19 protein-coding genes and 1 pseudogene are annotated in these 21,790 nt (G+C 61.3%); 11 read left to right on the top strand and 9 right to left on the bottom strand.

Features of this window, described 5'->3' with window-relative positions; genetic code table 11:
* Window positions 1–40 precede the first annotated feature (40 nt).
* The 7 genes from ARUE_RS09920 to ARUE_RS09890 all read right to left on the bottom strand — a co-directional run bounded on the left by ARUE_RS09920 (window position 41) and on the right by ARUE_RS09890 (window position 6,995).
* Entirely contained in the window at window positions 41–1,027 is a 987-nt protein-coding gene (locus ARUE_RS09920) for a Gfo/Idh/MocA family protein (RefSeq protein WP_014921673.1), read from the bottom strand.
* Between the two features lie 134 nt (window positions 1,028–1,161).
* Entirely contained in the window at window positions 1,162–2,469 is a 1,308-nt protein-coding gene (locus tag ARUE_RS09915) for an MFS transporter (protein WP_014921672.1), read from the bottom strand.
* 158 nt (window positions 2,470–2,627) lie between these two features.
* Complete coding sequence (locus ARUE_RS09910; protein WP_014921671.1) at window positions 2,628–3,620, bottom strand: Gfo/Idh/MocA family protein; 993 nt, start codon at window positions 3,618–3,620, stop codon at window positions 2,628–2,630.
* Window positions 3,620–4,519, bottom strand: a complete 900-nt coding sequence (locus ARUE_RS09905) for a sugar phosphate isomerase/epimerase family protein (RefSeq protein WP_014921670.1) — start codon at window positions 4,517–4,519, stop codon at window positions 3,620–3,622. The genes ARUE_RS09910 and ARUE_RS09905 overlap by 1 nt, the downstream gene beginning before the upstream one ends.
* A 4-nt stretch (window positions 4,520–4,523) precedes the next feature.
* The gene (locus ARUE_RS09900; protein ID WP_014921669.1) at window positions 4,524–5,090 is read right to left on the bottom strand and encodes a VOC family protein; all 567 of its coding nucleotides are present in this window, start codon (window positions 5,088–5,090) and stop codon (window positions 4,524–4,526) included.
* Window positions 5,087–6,082, bottom strand: a complete 996-nt coding sequence (locus ARUE_RS09895) for a LacI family DNA-binding transcriptional regulator (protein ID WP_014921668.1) — start codon at window positions 6,080–6,082, stop codon at window positions 5,087–5,089. Before ARUE_RS09895 ends, ARUE_RS09900 begins: the two co-directional genes overlap by 4 nt.
* Window positions 6,075–6,995, bottom strand: a complete 921-nt coding sequence (locus ARUE_RS09890; RefSeq protein WP_014921667.1) for a Gfo/Idh/MocA family protein — start codon at window positions 6,993–6,995, stop codon at window positions 6,075–6,077. Before ARUE_RS09890 ends, ARUE_RS09895 begins: the two co-directional genes overlap by 8 nt.
* 207 nt (window positions 6,996–7,202) lie before the next feature.
* Between ARUE_RS09890 and ARUE_RS09885 the strand changes: the two genes are divergently transcribed.
* From ARUE_RS09885 to ARUE_RS09865, 5 genes are all read left to right on the top strand, one after another.
* On the top strand, window positions 7,203–7,850 hold the full coding sequence (locus tag ARUE_RS09885) for a bifunctional 4-hydroxy-2-oxoglutarate aldolase/2-dehydro-3-deoxy-phosphogluconate aldolase (protein WP_018778619.1): 648 nt from the start codon (window positions 7,203–7,205) through the stop codon (window positions 7,848–7,850).
* The gene (locus tag ARUE_RS09880) at window positions 7,850–8,392 is read left to right on the top strand and encodes a P-loop nucleotide/nucleoside kinase family protein (RefSeq protein WP_014921665.1); all 543 of its coding nucleotides are present in this window, start codon (window positions 7,850–7,852) and stop codon (window positions 8,390–8,392) included. The genes ARUE_RS09885 and ARUE_RS09880 overlap by 1 nt, the downstream gene beginning before the upstream one ends.
* Window positions 8,393–8,705: 313 nt before the next feature.
* Window positions 8,706–10,124, top strand: coding sequence for an MFS transporter (locus tag ARUE_RS09875; protein ID WP_014921664.1), 1,419 nt, complete (start codon window positions 8,706–8,708; stop codon window positions 10,122–10,124).
* 116 nt (window positions 10,125–10,240) lie between these two features.
* Window positions 10,241–11,053, top strand: coding sequence for a sugar phosphate isomerase/epimerase family protein (locus tag ARUE_RS09870; RefSeq protein ID WP_043471266.1), 813 nt, complete (start codon window positions 10,241–10,243; stop codon window positions 11,051–11,053).
* Window positions 11,054–11,165: 112 nt separating this feature from the next.
* Entirely contained in the window at window positions 11,166–11,954 is a 789-nt protein-coding gene (locus ARUE_RS09865; RefSeq protein WP_014921661.1) for an SDR family NAD(P)-dependent oxidoreductase, read from the top strand.
* 1,229 nt (window positions 11,955–13,183) lie between these two features.
* Here the strand turns inward: ARUE_RS09865 and ARUE_RS09860 are convergent.
* Together ARUE_RS09860 and ARUE_RS09855 are read right to left on the bottom strand one after the other, a co-directional pair.
* Window positions 13,184–14,413, bottom strand: coding sequence for a M20 family metallopeptidase (locus ARUE_RS09860; protein WP_014921660.1), 1,230 nt, complete (start codon window positions 14,411–14,413; stop codon window positions 13,184–13,186).
* Between the two features lie 25 nt (window positions 14,414–14,438).
* Window positions 14,439–15,893 (bottom strand): MFS transporter, encoded by a 1,455-nt coding sequence (locus ARUE_RS09855; RefSeq protein WP_014921659.1) that lies wholly within the window; start codon window positions 15,891–15,893, stop codon window positions 14,439–14,441.
* Window positions 15,894–15,995: 102 nt separating this feature from the next.
* Here ARUE_RS09855 and ARUE_RS09850 point away from each other — a divergent pair, with 102 nt between their 5' ends.
* From ARUE_RS09850 to ARUE_RS24955, 6 genes and pseudogenes are all read left to right on the top strand, one after another.
* Entirely contained in the window at window positions 15,996–17,000 is a 1,005-nt protein-coding gene (locus tag ARUE_RS09850; protein ID WP_043471264.1) for an Lrp/AsnC family transcriptional regulator, read from the top strand.
* Window positions 17,001–17,045: 45 nt separating this feature from the next.
* Window positions 17,046–17,939, top strand: coding sequence for a LysR family transcriptional regulator (locus ARUE_RS09845; protein WP_014921657.1), 894 nt, complete (start codon window positions 17,046–17,048; stop codon window positions 17,937–17,939).
* 131 nt (window positions 17,940–18,070) lie between these two features.
* Window positions 18,071–19,441, top strand: a complete 1,371-nt coding sequence (locus ARUE_RS09840; protein ID WP_014921656.1) for an L-serine ammonia-lyase — start codon at window positions 18,071–18,073, stop codon at window positions 19,439–19,441.
* 412 nt (window positions 19,442–19,853) lie between these two features.
* A pseudogene (locus ARUE_RS25080) lies at window positions 19,854–20,286 on the top strand (rhodanese-like domain-containing protein); the annotation flags it as partial.
* A gap of 13 nt (window positions 20,287–20,299) precedes the next feature.
* Window positions 20,300–21,535, top strand: coding sequence for a multicopper oxidase family protein (locus ARUE_RS09830; RefSeq protein ID WP_353580110.1), 1,236 nt, complete (start codon window positions 20,300–20,302; stop codon window positions 21,533–21,535).
* The gene (locus ARUE_RS24955) at window positions 21,522–21,785 is read left to right on the top strand and encodes a multicopper oxidase domain-containing protein (protein WP_353580109.1); all 264 of its coding nucleotides are present in this window, start codon (window positions 21,522–21,524) and stop codon (window positions 21,783–21,785) included. The genes ARUE_RS09830 and ARUE_RS24955 overlap by 14 nt, the downstream gene beginning before the upstream one ends.
* The last annotated feature ends 5 nt before the right edge of the window (window positions 21,786–21,790 follow it).

Below are 21,790 nucleotides of genomic sequence, written 5' to 3'. Positions count from 1 at the left end.
CGGTTCGGCCGGTCCTCGTTTGCTTGGATTTCGATGATGCTTAAGGGGTGAGCGCCTCCCGGGCGCCGGTGGCCGCCGCTGTCCGGACTGCATCGGCGATTTCCGTGGCGCGGAGCGCCTGGGCGAATGTAACGGCAGGCGTTTCACCCACGCAGAACCTCAGGGCCGCTTGAGCCTGGCGGAGGAAGAGGTCGGAGGGTGCGAAGTTTTTCTCCTGCTGTCCGCCGTCACGGGTCCACACGTGGAGGGAATCGTTCGACCACAACATCCGGCCGCCAGTGGCCAGAACATCGATGGTGAGGCTCCAATCCCCTTGGTTGAGCCCTTGGGGTTCCTGCCAGGGAGACCAATAGCTCTGCAAGGTAAATACCGCTCCAGAGGGGAATTCGAGGGTGGAAACGACGTGTTCCGGCACCGGAGACCCGTACAGGCTGCTGCTGGCGTTGGTCGCCACGACTCTTGGGTCTCCCTCGAACCACGAAGAGACCAGCTCGATGGCATGGATGCCATTCACCACCGCAACGCCACCCTCTTTCGGATCAGCACGCCAGGAGTCGATGGTCTCCTTATATGCGACCGATCGAACGTTTACAGCGATCACGTCGTTGTCTCTGATCCACTGAGAGATAAGCGGGACGGCCGGATGCTGGTGGAGTGTGTAACCCACCATGAGTCGTTGGTTCACTCCCGAAGCGGCGGCCATTATGGCAGCACTCTCGGCATCTGCAGCTACCGGCTTTTCCGTCAGCACCCGAAATCCTCTGTTCAGCAGATCCGCACAGACATCCGGTTGTAGCGTGGTGGGCAACGCGACGACGACTAAGTCCAGCTGATCACAACGAAGCTCCTGGACGCTGGGCACCACCTGCGCACCCAGCTCGTGGGCCAACGAGACCGCCCTCTCGTCTTTCTCCACCAAGTGGGTGACATTCGCACCCACCTTGGTGAATGCTCGTGCATGACGGGATCCTGCCCACCCGGCCGCCCCCACCACGGCGACGCGCTGGGACTGTGCCGCCGTCGTCATGATGCGGGCCCCTCGAAGATCAGGCCGAAGTTGAAAGAGGTGCTCATGAAATCTCTCCTTTGAGTTAATTCAGAAAATCGACGAGATCAGTTGTGTATTTCGGGGGCACCACCCTTTGGTGTCCCAGAAGGCCTTTAAATACCTGGCATTTTCGGATCCGAAGGTCGGAAGTCTTCGGTGTCAACGCCGACTTCCGTTCTGCAGCTTGCTGCCGTTGGACCCTGGAAGGGCAGTAATTCTCCGGGAGCCAGCCCCGGTACCGCCGAGTGATCTTCGAGCATGCGTGGCTTGTTGACCATGATGGCCCCTGCCAGAAGCACCACGAGCCAGGCACCGAGCATGCCGAACGAGGCCAGCCAGCCATCCCCGGGGCTGTGCAGAAGCGCGAAAAGGAACGGGCCGACACTCGCCAGGGCGTAGCCGGTTCCTTGGGCAAACGCGGACAGACGTCCTGAGCCGGCCTGCGTTCGTGTTCGCTTATTGATCATGGTGAACGCAAAGGAATAGGACCCTTGGCCTAGTCCGGCAATGACCACCCAGACCGCCGCAGAAGCTGGTGGCGCGAAGATGATGCCTCCGTAACCTATGGCGAACGCGACCACAAACAGGACGGCCACAGGTAGCGGGCGGGACATTCTTACAACAACCATGGGCACCATCAGAGCGACCGGCAAAGCAAGGATCGAATACAGCGCCAGCATGGATCCAGCAGTTTCCTCGCTTAGTCCTCTGTCAACGAGGACAGCCGGGAGCCACGTAAGCGCCGTAAAAGTATTGCTGGAACAACCAGCAAAAACCAATGCAGTGCCCCATCCGATTGATGATCTCCAAGGATTGACCCTGTTCGCAGGAGGCGACTGCTGATCGTTGGCTGGTGTGCGGGCATCGATCCGTCTGGTCGATAGAAGAATCAGCCACGGGATCGCAGCAAGCGCACTGAGTACAGCCCAGATACCAATGGAGAACCGCCAGCCATAAAGAGTGCCTAGAGGAATTGCGAATTGGGCGGCCACCGCCGTGCTGACACCCAGGAGCGTGACGTGGAGCGCCGCGAGACCCCCGATTCTGTCGGGAAAAAACTTCATCAAGAGAGGCGGCGCCACGACGTTGACCAGACCAATCCCGAGCATGGCGATACACGTGAACACCAAAAATGCCAACACGTCCCATCCCCCTGCGCGGCCGAGCTGACCCAACGTTGTCAGCAGAATCGCAACCAGTAGGAGGTGCTCAAGCTGGATACGCCGCAGCAGCGGCAGCGCAAGGAAGCCCATCACCGCGAAGCTGGCGGTCGGCAGCATCCCTAGGGTCCCTGTGGTCACGGCGTCAAGGGGGAGGTCTGCGCCTATGTGGCCAAGAAGCGGCGACACCGCCGAAACCGCCTCTCTTGCGCTGAAGGCAACCAGCAGGATGCCCGCAAGCGCGGTGAGACGCCCGCGCAAGGGCCGTCTCCCGGCTCCCTTGACTCGCAATTCACGCTGAGGCAGGCGACGTGGAGCCATGGTGGCACCTCCCTATATCCGACAGGCTGGCTCAAGACACCAGTTTCAAGGAACCCGTATCAGACACCCGTGCAATTTCGGCAGATGGGGCTGGTAGTTCAGCGTGCGTTAACTGCGTGGCTCGCCCACTCGCGCCCGGTTTGCTCCTCTGTGGGCAGGCCAGCCGCGGCGAGGATCTGGTCCAGCAGGCGCTGGGTGCGAACAGCTTCGCGACCTGAAGTAAGTGGCTGGGCCCGGTCGCCGACCCGATCCAGGAAATGGTGAACGGCGGCCGAGAATCCCAGCGTGTCTGTCGCCGTAGCCCAGCCGTACGCTTCTGCACTCAGTTCCCGTGAAGTGGTGACGCCGTTGATGGTGGTGGAAACTGTCTCGGGCGCCCTGACTTCGACGGTCTTCCCGTCACCGTACGCGTCCAGCTTCTCGTTCCATGCTCCCGCTGTTCGGGCTGCCATCAGGACGCCGGTGTTGCCGGTGCTGAAGCGGATTGTCGCTGCGATTCCGTCTTCTTCCCAAGGATCTTCACCAGCAGCGTGGGCGGCCACGTGCTCAGGTTCGCCTCCGCAGTACCAGCGCAGGAGATCGACCATGTGGATGGCGTTCTCGAACGTTGCACGGTATTCGGATCCAGGGCGGTTCTTCTGGGCAACGCAGAAGGTGGCGCCTTTGTCGCCAAAAGCCTCCCGGCCGGCCGTGTAGACGGGTGCATAGCGCCGGTTGAAGTCAACCATGAGTATCCGTCCCCGCTCGTCGGCGAGGTCTGCCAGATGCTCTGCCTCATCTGTCGCTGGGGCTAGCGGTTTCTCGCAGAACACGTCCACGTCGCGGTTGAGGCAAAGCTCGACGGCGTGGGCGTGCTCGGAGCGCGGGGTCAGCACGAACACTGCATCCAGTTCCTGCGCGGCCAGCATCTCCTCCACTGTCTTGTAGGCGGCGTGGAAGCCCCAGCGCCGGACCAAGCTGCTGGGATCTTCGCGCCGGGAAACCAAGGCGGCCAACTCGACGTCGTCCCGTTGGACGAGGGTGGGCAGTTGCGCAATCGTGGCGATGTTGCCGGCGCCGATAACTCCGACACGGAGGCGATTGGTGTTCATCAGGCGTTCCTTACTTGGGCCAAATCAGTGAGCATTGCGCGCAGGACTGCGGCGGATTCCCGGAATCCATCCTCTGGGGTGGGGAGATCTTGCGGGTGCCATCGGTATTCGAGTTCGATGCTCAGTACATCGTCGTAGCCGTGCTTCAGCAGTGCGGCGAGAATCGGGGACCACGGTACAACGCCGCTTCCGACCACACGTGACCGGACTGCACGCTCTGAGGCGTTGACCCTGGCCGTCTCCGAGGCTCGGAAGGTCGCCGTCGGGTCGGTGAAGACAAGGTCTTTGACGTGGACGTGGCCGATCAGGTCACCTTGGACGGCGAAGGCTTCTTCGTAGCTTTCGTCGTGCGTGAAAGTCAGGTTGGCCTGGTCGTAGAGCACGCGGACGGACGGCTGGGCAATTTCCCGGACGAGTGCCGCGGTGTCCGCTGCGGTCTGGGTCATCGTGCCGAAGTGGTTCTCCACGCAAAGGCGGACGCCAGCTTGATGGGCTTCGGGTGCGAGGGTCTCCAAGGCTTTGCGCAACTGCCCCCACCGCGCAGCGTGGTCGGTATCTCCGGGGTGCCAGGAGCCGGCATAAACGCGGACCCTGTCAGCCCCGAGCAGTTGTGCGGTATCTATGGCCCCGCGGAATTCGTCGACCGCTTTGCGCCATTCGGCATCGTCCAGTGAGTTGATGGCTGTGGTGTACGGCGTTAGTCCCACGATTGGTATGCCTTCGCCTTCGGACGCTTTGAGTGCCTCCATCGCGGAGTGCCGCTCCCCCAGGGGCAAACCGGACTTGTAGTCGTCCTGGTAGATGATTTCTGCCGCATCGAGCCCTGCGGCCCGGAAGAGACTCAGTGCTTGGGGAACCGTGTGGTTCGGGGTGCCTAGTGTGTGACCCGCTAGCCGCATTGTTCTATGTCCTTTCTGAAGTGTGTGGAGCTGCTGCCCAGTCCGTGGGACCGACCAGTCGGGGAGGGGCCGGGACGCGGGATCGATCCACGATTTCCATCAGCAGGCCCCAGGGGGTTATGAAATAGGTCCAGCGGTTGCCGGCTACGCGCGGGCTATCGCCGGCAACTTCCTTGCGCTCACCGAGCACGCGTACTCCAGGCGTTTCCTGCAGCACGGCAATGGCTTCATCGACGTCATCCACAACGAAGCACAGGTGGTGCCCTCCGGCGTCGCAATGCCTCGGTGGCGTCTCCCGCCGCTCAGCACTGCTCCACTCGAAAAGCTCGATATTGAGATTCGGTGGCAGCCGCAACATGGCGAGCGTGAGCTTGGCATCTGGCGGGACTTCAAAGTTCGTGGGCATGAACTCTTCGTCCGGCCCGCGTTCGGAGCGGTATAACTCTTCAGCTCCAAGAACGTCGACGAAGAAGCGAATGCCTTCTTCAAGGTTGGGAACCGTCAAACCGACGTGGTCCGTGTGCTGGAGCCCCGGCAGACGCCGAAGCCTCTGCTCCTGCGCCCCGCTCATTTGCGGGGCTCCGAGGTGGAGCCTCGGACCAGGAGTTCGGGTTCGAGGACGATATGGTCCACGGAACCGTCAACATTTTGCTTTTCAGCCAGTTCGATGGCGATGTGTCCCATGTCAGCGATCGGCTGCCGCACAGTTGTCAGTGGTGGGTTGAAGCGGGCACCTAGAGCGAGCCCATCAAACCCGATGACCGACACGTCTTCCGGTACCCGAAGGCCACTTCGACCGAGCGCCGAAATCACGGCGAAAGCCACCATGTCGTTGGCCGCAATGATCGCTGTGGGTGGATTGTCCATTTCCAGGAAATGCTCTGCGCCGCGCGTGCCCGCGTCAAGGTCTGACCCGCTGTCGAGCACTACAGGTGTGCTTCCGCTTTGGGCGGTGAGCTCCAGATAGGCGTCCATCCGGTCCTGGGCCGTGTGTGTCCCGGCGATACCGGATACGTATCCGATTGAGGTATGCCCCAGGGAATGCAGATGATCCAACGCCAGCATGATTCCTTTGCGGCTGTCGACGGTAACCGTTGGAACGGAGTCGTCGCCTTCCACGCGGTCAATCACCACCACCTTGTGCCCGAAGGCGAAACGCTTCAGCGCCTCGGTATCGACCTTTGTGGAGGGTGCCACAATCCCGAACGGGGCATACATCGCCTGCATGGCCGTAAAGTATCCATCGGATTTGGCTGGGTCGCCGTTGGTGACGCAGAGCATGAGCTGGTAGCCGCGCTCGTCAGCTGCTTGTGTCATCGTCTTGGCAAGTTCTGCAAAGAACGGATTCGTAATGTCAGGGACGATCAGAGGGATGATGGTGCTGGTCTTTCGACGGAGCGCCTGTGCCAGCGGACTCATGGTGTAGCCAAGTCCCTCGGCGACCCGGAGGATATGCTCGCGCGTTTCACTCTTCACCGCCTCAGGGCGCGAGAACGCCCTGGAGACCGTTGACCGGTGGACACCGGCAGCTTTTGCAACGACGTCGATACTCAAGTCAGGCATGTTCGTTTCCTCCGTGCTGGTCGTCATACGCCTGCCAAATGGGGCGCATGACATCTTCGAGCTGGGCCAGCGTTGTCAGGCCCTGGAATCCATCTTCCAGCGTCCGGGCGACACTTCGGACAAACGGATCGTAGAGTGGGTCGCTATCGACATTGATCTTGTCGACTTCCGTGGTGCCGTCCGTTGACGTGAAAGTAGCTGTGCCGTCGGAATCAACGGCGGCGAATCCCGCTTCGCCGACCGAGGTGAAGCTGCAGTACCGCTTCAGCGGCGAGCCCGGGAATGCGTAGCCGACTTCCACGATGGTTTCGCGGCCCTCGGGCGTAGTGAGGATTAGGCTCGCGTGATCCTCAATATCTTGGCCGTGAAGAACTGTTGAGAGCCGGGACTGCACCTGCAGCTCTGATTCGCCGGTGCCCCTTAGAAACAGGTCAACAAAATGTGGGGCCAGGTTGGCCAGGCAGCCTCCCCCAGCCCTGGAAGGATCGAGCATCCAGGGATTGGCATTGTGGAGGTACCGGGATGGCGGACCAGCAATGAACGAGGACCGTTGATAACTTGGCCGGCCTGCCTTGGCGAGCCATTGGTCCGTCGGGCCGCCACGCTGAACCAAGGGCACAGTGGCCGGCACACCAGCTGCTTCGGCAGCTTGTCGCACGGCAGAAAGCTCGCTAAGGGAAGTGCCCAACGGCTTTTCGACCACGAAGGGAATTCTCCGCTCGATCAGGGCCATGCACTTCTCTGCCATCCCCTCGTGGGGACCAAACACATAGGCGAGTCCCACATCGGGCAAATCCACCAGCTTTCGCCAGTCAGCTTCAACCGGCGCTCCCCAGTGGGCGGCCAGTTTCTGCACCTGCACCCGGGAAACATCATCGTCGCCTACTGCGATCATGTCGTGCTCTTCGGCCATAGCCTGTGCGCAGAGTGGAACATGCCAGTGGGAAGCACCAAGAATAATTGTTCGTACTTTAGTCAACCGCAATACCCCCTTGTATGAGATCGGTTGCTGAGATCGGTTGCAATAACACTATGGATGGTGGGAGAGTTTGTCAACGAAACATCGATTGAGCCGGGGTTGGCTGGAGCAAAGGAGCCACCCGGCCAGAGAGAGGCCATCATGAATAAGAAACTTCGTACCCTGCAGACCATCGACGAGTCCGGGGCCGTCCTAATCGTGCGACTAGAGAGCGCGGAGGTTGCCGAGAAGGTCGCTGAGGCTGCCATCGAGGGGGGCTTCCGGGCATTGGAGATCACTCTGTCGATTCCCGGGGCCGTTGAGGTGATCCGGCGCCTGGCCGCAAAGCATGGACCAAGCGGTGTGGCGGTTGGTGCGGGAACGGTTCTTGACGAGCACTCCGCGTACGAGTGCATCCGCGCTGGCGCCGAGTTCCTCGTCAGCCCCCAGTTGAACCCTGCGATGATCCGGACCGCGAACCGCTATCAGGTGCCAACCATCAGCGGAGCCTTCACTCCCACGGAATTCGTTGAGTCCGCCGAGGCAGGCGCTGACATCCTCAAGCTCTTCCCCACCGAGGCCGGCGGGGTGGCCTATGCGAAAGCAGTGCTGGCACCTCTGGCGCACCTGCCGATCATGCCCGCAGGTGGCGTCACACTGGAAAATGTTGGCGAGTGGTTCGCCGCAGGCGTGGCGGGCGTCGGCGTGGGCAGTTACGTTACCAAGGCATGGCAGCCTGACGGGGACTTCACCCGCGTCACCGAAGCAGCCCGAGCCTTCCTCGCAGCAGTAGCAGAGGCCCGCGGATAATGTCTCCCCAGGTCTTCATCGTCATTGGACCAGCCGGCTCAGGGAAAACAACCATCGCTCAACAAACGGCTGAGAAGCATCAAGCGGCTTACCTGGACAAGGACCGGGTGAGCGGCCGCTTCGTCGAATTCGCACTGACCGCCACGGGGCATGACCCGACCGACCGCGAGTCAAACAATTACTATCGTGCCAATCTGCTGCCCCTTGAGTACGAGACCCTCATGGATGTGGCAGGAGTAAACCTGCGCCTCGGCCGCTCCGTAGTTCTCGATGCCCCCTTCGGGGCCTATTTTGACGATCCGGACTACCTAACCCGTACGGTAAATGACTTCCACTGGCCCTCTCCCGAGATCACCGTGATACGAGTCCGGGTGCCCCAAGACGTCCTGCGTTCGCGACTCATCCGGCGTGCTTTGGAGCGTGACAACTGGAAACTCGCACACTGGGATGACTACTGGGCCACCTACGGCCGCCTGGAATGCAGCTGGTCCGGCGTGCAGTTTCAGGACTTCGACAACGAGGCACCGCTTTCCCTCGATTGATGCAGCCTCGCTACGGGCCATGAGTGGCGTTGGCATAGGACGAAGCGTCTCTATTACACATTGACAAAGATCACATTCCATCCGTATCGTTGAATGCAACCGATCTCAGCAACCGATCTCATTCGGAAGTCTGGAGGATTGTGAAAGCTTTCTTCGCTTAGGAGCAAGCAGCGCCGCCCGCCCCGCACCGGCCGCCTCCCCTGGCATTTCGTCATCCGGTCGGACGCATTCACAGGCGGCACCGTCCCGCACACCGGGTGCCCAGATCCAGCACTATAACCACAGCGCTAAACGTGAAAACATGGAGAGTTCAATGAAGACCTCAAAAGAAGCAGTCGGCAGTCCCGACACTTCGGGGCGTCCCGAAACGTCCAAACATCCGCGCCGCACCCTGAACCTGGTGGCAGGCACCATCGGCCACTTCGTTGAGTGGTACGACTGGTACATCTATGGGCTGCTCGCAGCGGTATTCTCGTCGCAGATATTCCCCAGCGACTCCCCGTTCGCCTCCCTGATCGCCGCACTCCTGACATATGCCGTCGGGTTTGTTGTACGGCCTCTTAGCGGCATTATCATCTCGCCGCTGGCTGATCGTTTTGGACGGCGGCTCATCCTGACTCTATCCGTCTCCGGGATGGCGCTCGGCTCACTCATCATCGGCCTCACACCATCATTTGCGAGCATCGGCTATGCGGCACCCGTCCTCTTCCTGATTGCCCGCGTCATCCAGGGCATTTCGGCCGGCAGCGAGGGCCAAAGTGCTATCGCGTTCATGGTCGAACACGCTCCAGCGAACAGGCGAGGCCTGTTCGGTTCCTTCACCAACATGGCAAGTGGCCTCGCGACCCTGGCAGCCACCGGTGCAGCAGCAATGGTGACGTCATCGTTCTCCACCGCCGATCTCGCCGCATGGGGATGGCGCATCCCCTTCGTTGTGGGCGGCTTCCTCGGCATCGTCGGCCTGATCCTGAGGGCCCGGGCTGAAGAAACCCCCGAATTCGAAGCAGAAGCCCTTGTCGACCAGAAGTCCGCTGCGGCGCGCCTGATGGACCTGCTTCGCGAGCACCCGAAGGCCCTGCTTCAGGCAGCTGCACTCTCCGCACCAGCCGTGGCCTATTACACCTGGGCCACCTTCCTTCCCACGTACGCTAAACTCACCAGCGGCCGGGACCTCTCGTCCACACTCGCCGGAAGCGTTATCGGGCTGGCCTTGCTGGTGGTTATCGTGCCGACATGCGGCGCACTCTCTGATCGACTCGGCCGGCGCAAAATCTTCCCCATCATCGGCGCCATCGGCATGATCGTTCTCTTCTACCCCTTGCTCCTGCTCCTCAACCAGCCGGGCTTCTGGGTATACGTCCTGGTCTCGGCCTCCGGGTGGGTAGTTCTCGGCATCTGGCAGTCGGTCTATCCGACCATCCAGGCCGAATTGTTCCCGGCTTCCGTCCGGGTATCAGGCATCGGTTTCGCGCATCAGATCGTGATTGCCGTCTTTGGTGGAACCGCACCTCTGATCGCTGCCGCATTTGTCGGAGCCGGGCAGCCGATGCTCGTCGCTGTCTACATGATCGTCGTCGTCGCATTGTGCCTCGTCGTGTACTTCACGCTGCCGGAGACCGGCAACCGCGGTGACCGTTCCACTGTGGCACTCGCAGACCCTGAGGTACTCGAAGGCGAAAAGTTGGTTTCGGGCACGACGTCGATGGTCGACGTCTCCCGGCACTCCAAATAGACGGTCGGCTCGGAGCTGCGGCAGCTCGGCCGCAGCTCAAAATTTATAGAGCGTTATGAAGGAAAGCTTCTTTCTCCATGGCGCGGAATTGAGAGGACTTCTCCTACGTGAACAGCATGATTATCAATACGTTTTCATATCTTTGGTCAGCGACGGCGATCGATGCCATAGCCGAGCTTGTCGACAACGGCTACAGAACGTTCGAGGTTCCAGTCAGTTCTCCGCATTGCTGGCCGGATGAGTTAACAACCTCCGAACGCACGGCCATCCAAGACAGGCTCAGCCACTACGGCGCGAAAATACGGTCCTTGAACGCTGGCGGATATGACATCAACCTGGCCAGCCCCGGGGCCAGCATGCGCCGCAAAAGTATTGATCACATCAAATCGGTAATTGACTTGGCGGCCGCTTGGGACGTAACCGAGGTTGTGATCTCCCCCGGCACCCGCCGTCCTATGATCTCGCCCTCGCTCGCAAGCGTCCACGGATGGATGTATGAAAGCCTGGAAAGTCTCATCCCGGTGGCCAAGCAGGCTGGCACACGATTGCTCTTCGAAAACACCCCGTACTGCTTCACTCCCACAATTCAGGACTTGGCAGGTGTCGTCAGCACGATCAACGACGATTCTGTCAAGATCGTCTACGACGTCGCCAACGCCGCTTTCATCGGAGAAGATCCCGTGTCTAGTCTGCGGGAACATCACCAGGCCATCGGACTGGTGCACATTTCCGACACCGGCGTGGACACTTGGGGTCACGACCCCATCGGCACGGGAGTCATCAACTGGCCTGGGCTGGGCGACGCCGTCAAGGACACGTGCGGCGTCGGGAATGTCGTTCTGGAGATCATCCGTGAAGACAATCCGGTCCACGAATTTGCGAAAGCAATGCAGGACCTCAAGAACCACGGATGGGAACTGGAGAGTTAACTCCTCATGCCGAAAACCGGGCTCCACCAAGAGTTTATTCAAGCATGGAAGAAACCAGCATTGTTGAGATCTAATTTTCAATGCGAAACAACCTGAAAGAGGAGTTTGTCTAATGAGGGCTTTGGTCAGTGGCGGAAGCAGCGGAATCGGCGCAGCAGCATCCCTGAGACTCGCGGAGGCAGCCCTTGCGCGCGGGGAGCAGCCAATGATTGCAGTCTGCGGACACGAAACAAACAGCAGCCAAGAGCAGGTCGTTCGTTCAATCCAAGCTATGGGAGGCACCGCCATCGCACTGGCAGGTGATCTCGGCGACCCCAACGTGCCAAGCCAGCTGGTCAAAGCTGCAGTTGCAGAATTCGGTGGCCTGGACGCGTTGGTAGCCAACGCCGGAATCGCCAACCCCGGACCCATATGCGACGTCTCCCTTGAAGACTGGGACGCAATGTTCTCCGTCAACCTGCGCGGCTCGTGGCTTCTCGCCAAAGCAAGCCACCAACACCTGAAGGACAGCCACGGCGCCGCCTGCTTCACATCCTCCATGTCCGGTCAACAACCACACGCGGGATCCGGCGCCTACAGCCCAAGCAAGGCCGCGCTGACAATGTTGGCCCAGACACTCGCATTGGAATGGGCACCCGACGGCATCCGCGTCAACGTAGTCTCCCCCGGCATGACCCACACTCGGATGACCGAAAAAATGTATGAAGATCCCAAAATCAAGAAGGCACGGGAGGAAATTATCCCGCTCGCAAGAATAGGAGATCCGGTGGACATCGCCAACGTGATCGAATTTCTCGTAAGCCCACTATCCGGCTATGTCACCGGTCAAGATATCTGCGTCGATGGCGGCTTCTCCAAGTCCATTCTTAGCCATATCCCCGGACGACCCAGCTCGAAATAACAGACCTGAAGGCCCGTCATGGGCCGCAGGGGCTACCTGCGGCCCATGACCTTCAGACGGCGGAATCGCCTCCAGAACAAAGATGGCACGCAATGAGGTGCCAAAAACTTATCCCGCCAGGCTGGTGACTGACACGGGCTCGCGGGAAACCGGCGTTCGCGAGGTGGCCGGCGGCGGAGCTTCTTTGACGGCCGTTCGAACTTCAGTTAGCAATACACGAGGAGGCACCTTGTATATGGCAAAAAGCATATTGGATGGCACGGAGTGGACCGCAACAGAATTTGCAGGGCTTCTTCCGGAAAAGCAGAGAGCAACCCGCCAGGAATTGGCATGCCTTTCTTGTGACGGACGGGCCGTGTTCCGAGCGGGACAGCAGCGTCAGCCGTCGTTCGCAGCCAGACACCGGCAGGACTGCCGATTGGTTTCGAGGCCGTGGAGCGCCTTTAGATTCCTTGCAGAAGCAGGACGAGGTACTTAGCGTGCCGTACGCATGGTTCCGCAGATTGATCACCACACTTCGCAAGCCGTTTCGAGCACTGACGGCTTGTCGTGGACACCGTATCGAGTTTGAGCCTGGACTCGATCAACCCCTATTCGCCCAGATCAATTCGGCTTCGGTGCTCGGAGGCGCCAACAGCTCAGGGGCTGCACTCGCTGTTTGACATTGTCCTTACGGCTAGTTGCTGACCTGACATAGGTGCTCATCGCATGTGTGCATATCGTCTCTAGACAACCCCTCTATGGTGATAAGCCAAGCCATGAGTGTCCGGAGTTGACGGAAATCTGGCGGGCGATGGGGCGGTTGGGGCAGTGGCAGACTTCCCTTAGGCTCCTGCCTTCTGCGGTGCGACGCTGGATGTGGGCACGGGCGGCGGGGTCTGTGAGGCTTCGGGTCCGGGCGACGACGTCTAGTGCGCGGTTGAGTTGCCGGTCTCCGTACCGGTTGAGCTGGCGCCTAGTCGTGTTTGCCAACCCCGCGGACGTCCAGGACTCTCGAGGCCATGAGCTCGGCATGCTTCGCCAGGGCGCGCTGGTCGCCCTCCAGCTCCGCGCCGAGGGTGATGACGGCATCCGATTAGCCCGGGGTCTGGTAGCAGGGCACGGCATCTCCCTACGTCTTGCGTCTAAAGAAGCGGACCCCTCTGTGGCACTGAGCACGGCCCGACCGCGAGGAGTGGCGCCCCTCAGCGTTTCGTCTGAGAGGCGCCACCGGCGAAGCATCCCGGAAATCAGGCTTCCAGCGTCACCGTCGTGGCACCGCTCACGCGCGCAGCCTGGAGTTCCAGCAGTTCGGCTCGCAGTGAGGTGTCCAGAGCCGCCTCCAGAACCGTGAGTGCCAGGACCGTGGCGCCGTCGAGGATAGCTTCGTCCGCCTCCGGTGAGATGGCGGCGGCGGTGAAGTCCGGGTGGTGCGGGACCGCTGTGCTGTTGCGGACCACCACCATGCCGTGCACGGACGGGACTACCTGGGAGACGTTGCCCATGTCGGAGGAGCCGCCGCCGAAGATGGGCGTGGTGTCCACGGGCCTTCCGACGGCTTTCATGTTGGCGTCCCATGCTTTGCCCAGCCCCGCGTGGGTATTGATGGGAGCGTAGGGGTGTTCGGTCTGCCGGTGCGTCCATGTGCAGCCTGTGGCGATGGCCGCACCTTCGAAGCACGCGAGGACCCGCCGCTTGAGGTCCCGCCACACATCAACGTCTCCTGCGCGGACTTCCACCTGAACGGTGGCGTCGCCGGCGATGACGTTCGTGGCGCCGCCGCCGTGCGAGATAAAGGCGTTGGTGTTTGCGTTCTCCGGCAGGTGCTGCCGCAGGACGGCCATGTTCATCAGGGCCAGACTCGCCGCCGCGCCAGCGTTGATGGCCTTGTCCGGGGCGCCGGCTGCGTGGGCTTCGCTGCCTTTGAACTGCACTTCGAAGCGCTCGACGGCGGCCATACTGAAAGCCGAGGCGCTCCGCTCAGCGCCCGTCATGCCATGCACCATGAGAGAGAACGCTGCGTCCTCCCACGCTCCTGCCTGGAGCAGCGAGACTTTTCCGCCGCCGTGTTCCTCCGCGGGCGTGCCGAGGAGTTTGATCCGCAGTCCAGCGGCGTCGGCCACGGGCTTAAGGGCCAGCGCAGCGCCGACGCCTGCTGCGGCGATCATGTTGTGCCCGCACGCATGGCCGACTTCGGGGAGGGCATCGTATTCGGCGCAGATGACCACGGTCAGTTCGCCGGTGCCGTAGACGGCCTCGACCGCCGTCGGAACATCATAGGCGCGTTCGGTCACCTCGAAGCCGCCGTCGCGGAGGACAGCGGCCACGGCCGCTGCTGAGTCGTGTTCTTCCCAGGAGATCTCTGCCAGTGCATGGACCTTGTGGCTAAGTTCAAGGATGGAAGGCCCGACGGCGGCAGCGGACTCGCGTACGGTGTCGCGCAAGGTGTCCCGGGAGGTGGTGTCGATGGAAACGGTCATTGTTGATCCTTCGTGTCGAGGTGAGTTAGTTGGCAGGTTCGAGGACGTCATCGACATTCGACGATGACGTGGTTGAGTCAACCGATGTGGTCCGGGCTTGGCGGATGAAGAGCACGGCCACGGCGAAGAGGACGCAGACTCCGGCGCAGATCCACCAGACGGCGTGGAAGGACAGCTCGGTGGCTGCCCGCGTTCCGGCCGCGGTTGGTGTGGTGAGTGCTGCCATCAGCAGCGCGAAAAGTGCACCGGCGACTCCTCCGGCGGCGGTGCGGGCTGTGTTGTATAGCCCCGAGGCGATACCCACTGAATCGACTGCTGCGCGCTGGACCACCAAAGTGGGCAGCGTACCGCTGACCAGTCCCGCACCGAGCCCGGCCATGACGAGCCACACCGCGAAGGTCACCAGAGTACCCGGCGCCAGAATCATCAGGACGTACGCAATTGCGCTGAGGCCCCCTCCAAGAGCCACACTCCGTGGGCCGCCGATCAGCCGGGATGCCCGGTCGCTGAATGAGGCACCCAGGAAGGCTGCAAGCGCCATGATGCTGAGCATTGTTCCAGCGGCAGAGGCTGCAGCGCCGAAGCCGAATCCCAGCGTGGCCGGATCGGAGCGCAGGTAGACGGAGATGGGTGCTTGCGCGCCGAACAGTTGCGCGCCGTAAAGGAAGGCGACGACAATCGGGAGACCAATGCCGCCACGAAGGAGCATGGTGAGGTCCACCAGGGGGTGTTCTGTCCTGCGGGCTGAAACCACCCAGCCGACCAAGAGGGCAATGCCGACCGCCATCGCGAGGGCCGTGGTCAGCGGTGGCCATGTTGAGAGATTTGAAGCGCCTCCCAGGAGAGCAGCCAAGCCACCGCCAAGCAGTGCAGCACCGAGATAATCCACCCGGCCTTTGCTCCGCAGCGGGCTTTCCTTGACGAAGAACGCGATGCCGGGGACGCACAGGGCCATGAAGATCGCTGGCATCAACAGAGTGATGGACAGGCTCTCAGTCGCGTCGAGGACAAATCCGGCCAGGAAACCGCCGATCGTTGCGCCGAGGGTCAACGCCGCCACGAGCCTGCCGATGCTTCGCCCAGAGCGTTCAGAGTCGCGTTGATGGACGATGGCGAATTCCAAGGGGAGGAAAACGGCCAGCGGGGCCTGGATAGCACGTCCCAGAAGGAACAGTTCGTAGTTTGGGGCGAAGGCAACCAAGACGGAAGCGGCGGCAACGATAGCCGTGGAAATCATGAGTATCCGTTTGTGCCCGTGGATGTCACCCAGCTTGGACAGCAAAGGGACCACCAACACTGTCGCCAACAAGTAGGCGGCGCTGATCCAATTCAGGGATGCTGCCGAGACTCCATGGTGTTCACCAATGGAAGAGAACAGAGGATTCAGCCAGCCCTGAAGTATGCCACTGCCAAGCTCCATGACCACCAGGAAACCGACGGCTCCTGCCGCCGTGGTGGATTTCTGCGCCGTTGTACGCATGTGCGCTCCGATGTGATGAGAAGTGAACGGGATCACAACATCATGGAAGTGCCGTGTTTCCAATTGATGAAATTGCAGCTTTCCATGGATATTCTGTTGTCTATGACGGAAAACATGCTTGATCCCCTTGAGGAGCGTCTCATTCATGCTCTTCAGATCGAAGGTCGCGCGCCGTGGAGTGAACTGGCCCCCATGATCGGAGTCGACGCCGTAACCCTCGCCAGGCGCTGGGACTCCCTGAGGGAACGCGGGCTCGCATGGGTCACCGGTATCTTCCCCGACGGAGCATCGGCACTGGTGGACATCACGTGCAAACCCCAGCAAACGGGCGAAGTGGCCCGCCAACTGGCACAGATCCCGGAAGTGATGACCCTCGACCACACCTCCGGCGGACGGGATCTATTGGCCACGGTCCTCGCCGACTCCCCGCTCTCCATCTGGGACACAGTCACCAACCGCATCGGCGGCTTGGAAGGCGTCAGGAGTACCCAGACGCATCTCGTTACCGAAGTAGTCATGGAGGCCTCCGATTGGAGGCTCCGCGCCCTCACAACGCAGGAGGCAGCCAGGGTCCCCCGCCCTCGCCCACCACGGGCAAGGGCGCCGCGGACCGTGCACCCTGACGTCGAAGCAGCGCTCCGCCATTGCCTGGCCGAAGATGCGCGACGCCCCGTCAGCCGGATTGCCGCAGAACATGGACTAAGCGAACAGCGCGTCGCGGATGGGCTGGCCCGCATGCGGGCTGATGGCATGCTGCGGATACGCACGGACGTCGCACGGACGGTCACGGGTTGGCCTGTCTATGCCTGGTACTTCATGCGGACCGCCGCCAAGCACGTTCAGCAGATGAAAGGGCTCATGGCTAAGATTCCTGAAGCCCGAACGGCGCTGGCCGTCGCGAGCCAGTACAACATGGTGGTGGCCGTGTGGCTGAAGGAAATGTCCGATGTCATGCGCTTCGAGGCTGCCATGGAGGCTGCAGTGCCGAGCGCCCGCATCGTTGACCGCAGCGTGGTGTTCAGGATGAGCAAGCACCTGGGCCGGCTCATCGATGAACAAGGGGCCGCGACGCTGGGATTCGTACACCCGTCGTCGGAAAGTAGCTAGCGTATCGGTTCTGAGGTTAAGTGGTCCTAAACCCTGGGAGGTCCCGTGCTCGATATCCGACGCCTGCAAATACTCAAGACCCTTGAGGTTGAAGGAACCATGACGGCCGTGGCCGCCAAGCTCCATATGACAACATCGGCGGTCAGTCAGCAGTTGGCCGTGCTGGAACGGGAGGCCGGGCTGGCGCTCCTGGTCCGCGCCGGCCGGAAAGTGCGGCTGACGGAGGCTGGAGTCATGCTGGTGAAGCATTTTGGCCGGATAGCTGCGGAAGTTGAGGCAGCCGAGGCGAACTTAAAGAAACTCCAAACAGATGTCCGCGGACACCTCGCCATCAGCGCCTTCCCCAGCTTTTGCAGCACGGTGCTCCCCGCCGCCGTCATGTCCCTTCAGGCCAACTACCCGAGACTCGACGTCACCGTGTCCGACCTCGAACCGTTCGAGAGTGTGGCCCAGTTGAGGGAAGGGAACATCGATGTCGCAGTGGTGGATGACCTGCACGACATCCAAGATGAGGGGCTCGTGAAGACTCTACTGGCCCGCGATGAAATCATCCTCTGCCTGCCTCAGGACCGGGAGGCACCGGACGCAGCGACGTTGACCGACTACGCCGATGAACGCTGGATCCTTGACCAGGAAGGCAGCGTTTTTGAGCGGTTCGTTCTACAAACCTGCCGGGACGCTGGATTCGAGCCGAACGTCCTAGCGCACTGTCGGAACCTGATGGCCACCCTGGGGTTGGTCCGTGGTGGCCTCGGAGTCGCCTTGATGAGTGAACTGAACCTCGGCCGGGAAACGGAAGACCTGGTGGTGCGTCGAGTAGATCCAAGCTGCGGCCGCAACATCATTGTCTTGCACCGGGCGGCCAGCCGGGAATCGCCGGCAGTAGCCGCCGTCGTCGATGAACTGCGGAAAGCGACCGACGCCCGCCCGAAAGCTTGACGCGCGTTGGCGATCAGGCCAATTGTTAAGTTCTGCTTGACGTTCCGTTCAAAATTTTCCGATAGACGCTGATCGAGTTCGCACCCAAGCTGGTAGGAGACCCCATACCAAACCTGCTTCGGAGGTATTCCATGGCTTTGAGTGCCCTTGACCTTTTTTCGATCGGAATCGGCCCCTCGTCGTCCCACACTGTGGGGCCAATGCGCGCCGCCCGCTCGTTCGTCGAAGAACTGGAGAGGGAAAGAAGGTTCGACGCCGTTGATCGCGTTCACGCCGGACTTTTCGGTTCCTTGGGGGCTACCGGACGCGGGCACGGCTCGGACAAGGCGGTCATCCTGGGATTCATGGGCGAGTCGCCGGAAACCGTAGACACGCTGACGGCTGATCGCGTCGTTGACGAAGCCATAGACGCCAAGAAAATACTGCTTGGAGGGCGCCGAATAATCACGTTCAACAGAACCAAGGACGTGGTGCTCCACCTGCGCAAGTCATTGCCGGCGCATCCCAACGGAATGCGGTTCCAGGCTTTCGACAACCAGGGAACAGTGCTGAGCGAACGCGTCTACTATTCCGTGGGTGGAGGATTCGTCGTTGACGAGGATGGAGTTGGACAGTCGCTCCCGGAGGCGGTGCAACTCCCCTACCCGTTTTCCAACGCCGAGGAATTGTTGGCACACTGCGAGCGTGAAGGCCTGGCCATCAGCGACATCATGCTCGCCAACGAAAGCGCTTGGCGCAGCGAGGAGGAAACCCGCGCGCAGTTGATGCACATCTGGGAAACCATGAAAGAGTGCGTGTCACGTGGGTGTAGCCGAACGGAAGAACACCTGCCCGGGAACCTGATGGTCCGCCGTCGTGCGCCCCGACTGCTGACGGACCTGCAAGCGAAAGACGACACCAGCGATCCCTTGCGTGCAGTGGACTGGGTTAACCTGTTTGCCCTGGCAGTGAACGAAGAGAACGCCACGGGTGGGCGCGTCGTCACCGCCCCCACCAACGGCGCTGCCGGAATCATTCCAGCGGTGCTGCATTACTACATGATGTTCACCCCCGGAGCCAACGAAGAATCAGTGATCCGATTCCTTCTTACCGCAGCTGCCATAGGTGTCCTTTTCAAGCAGAACGCCTCCATCTCCGGCGCCGAAGTGGGCTGCCAAGGGGAAGTCGGCTCAGCCTGTTCCATGGCAGCGGGCGCACTGTGCGAAATTCTGGGCGGCACACCCCGGCAGGTGGAGAACGCCGCGGAGATTGGTATCGAGCACAACCTCGGGCTGACCTGCGACCCCGTTGGTGGCCTTGTCCAAATCCCCTGCATCGAACGCAACGCCATGGCCAGCAACAAAGCCATCAACGCTGCACGGATCAGCCTGCGCGGAGACGGCGTCCACCACGTCTCGCTTGACACCGCCATCAAGACAATGCGAGAAACAGGTGCCGATATGAAGAGCAAGTACAAAGAAACGTCCCGGGGTGGCCTCGCCGTCAACGTGATCGCTTGCTAAGGCCCGCCGTTGCCTCCCCTAAGGAGTGGAGTTGAAGACTTGTGGATGGAGGGGGCTACTGGAGCTACTTGAAGGCACTCCAGAAGCGGGCACTACAGCTCAGGCACAACGCTTGTGCCCCATCGAGTCTCGAGAGACACACCAGCACCACACTGACGACCCGGATCTATCACAGCACGCAAGCGACGTGCCTTCTCGCGGGGTGTCCGCGGTGTCATGACGTGTCAGCCAGGACACCGCGTTATGTAGGTCCACATGCGGTCGTAGTGATCACAATGACCCCGCAATGCTGCCGCGCAGCAGGCCCGCCCAAGGATGAAGCGGGGGAACCTTAGGGCAGAACCGCGACGGTCCTCGCTCACGGGAGAACGTCCGCCGCTGCCTTGGCGCGACAGCAGCGCCGTTGTTCAGCCGGGAATCAGCGCAGGATATGTGGAACCACTTGGTCCATGTCGGCATCGACAACGTCGCCAATTACGTGACCAGCCATGACGGGCTGCCCACCTTCATCCCCGTGCAGGTCCCAACCGAAGACCTCAACGGCGTGGACCCTGACTTGGTCTTGGACGTCCGCAGCAAGACCGAGCACAAGGCCCGGCTCGTCCCCGGTTATAGCAGCTCAGCGGTGGCCGCCCCGTGTGGCACCTCGACCAGGTTCCCGCGAAAGGCACAATTGTGAGCTACTGCCAAAGCGGGGTGCACAACTCAGTCGCGGCAAGCGCACTCCGCCGCGCCGCGCCGCGTACAACGTCGTCAAACTTAATGGCAGCCAAGCAACGTGGAACGCATGGACAAGCTCGCGGGAAGTCAAAATGCGGTATTGCGACGGATACTGGAAGTACTAGAAGGAAGCAACCAGTGAAACCTTTGACGCGTCGCCACCTGCTGGTGCTGGGTGCAGCAGGGGCCGGCGTTACGGCCGCCGGAGCTGCCGGGCTGTGGCTGACCACCGGCCCCGGCGCTCAGCCCCTGTACACCCAGGAGCTGGACCTGACCGAACCCCACGTGCTGACCAGCCGTGACCGTGTGCTGGAAGTTCAGCTAGTCGCTGCACCGGCCCAGGTGCAGATCGGCAGGAGGGAGGCTTCGGTGCAGGCATATAACGACTCCTTGCCCGGACCGACGCTACGGGTCGGCCCTGGCGACACTATCAGGATCTCCCTGCATAACGGGCTGCTGGCACCCACGAACCTGCATGTGCACGGGCTGCATGTCTCCCCGCAGGGCAACAGCGATAACCCCTTTGTCAGCGTTGCCCCGGGCGAAACATTCGATTACGAGTTCACACTGCCTGCGGACCACCCACCGGGCACTTACTGGTACCACCCCCATCACCACGGCCATGCCGCCGACCAGGTGGCCGGTGGCCTCTACGGAGCAATTGTGGTGGAGGACACCGAACCGATTTCGATCACCCGTGAGAGGTTGATGGTGATCTCCGATTTGTCTCTAGACGCCGACGGCAACCTCGCACGGGCGGACCGGATGCAGCAGGTGATGGGACGCGAAGGGCAGATCGTTTTGGTCAACGGCCGAGTCCGTCCACAATTGCGCGCCGCTGCCGGAGAACGGGAACGCTGGCGGATCATCAACGCCTGTCCCTCTCGATACCTGCGATTGTCACTTTCAGGACAGCAGCTCCGCCTCCTCAGCCGTGACATTGGCCGTTTGCCAGAGCCTGAGGGCGTCACTGAGGTGGTTCTCGCTCCGGGGAATCGGGTAGAACTCCTCGTAGAAACCCGCGAAGCGAATTCCACGCTCGCCGCCGCCCCCGTGGATCGCGGCAGCATGAGCCCCATGATGGGCGGCGCCATTGGAGGTGGTACCCAATCCGGTGGAGGCCCGCTCGAACTATGTTCTCTGACCGTCTCCCTAAGCATGAGCACTGATCTCCGGCCAGTGACCAACGGCCGGCCCCTACGCGATCTGCGGAAGGAACCTCTCGCTGCCGCCCGAACACTGACCTTGGGTGCGGGGACAGATGCGGAAATGGGTATGGGCAGCGGACAGGGAAGCATGATGTCCTTCACCATCAACGGACGCACGTTCGACCCCCAAAAGAGTCGACGAGACAACCTCAGTGGGCACCGTTGAGGAATGGGCCCTGGTCAACTCCAGTTCCATGGACCACCCCCTCCACCTGCACGTGTGGCCCATGCAGGTCATCCATGATGGGGACCGCGAAGTAACCGAACCCAGATGGCAGGATGTGGTCAATGTCCCTGCCCGCGGCCGGGTGACAATCCGGGTGGCCTTCGATGACTTCCCCGGCCGCACCGTCTTCCACTGCCACATCCTCGACCACGAAGACCAAGGCATGATGGCTACCGTCCAGGCCATCTGAGCGAC

Source organism: Arthrobacter sp. Rue61a (genome assembly GCF_000294695.2).
GTDB lineage: Bacteria > Actinomycetota > Actinomycetes > Actinomycetales > Micrococcaceae > Arthrobacter > Arthrobacter aurescens_A.
Note: the sequence above shows the minus strand (reverse complement) of the source record. Positions and strands in the feature narration are given on the sequence as shown.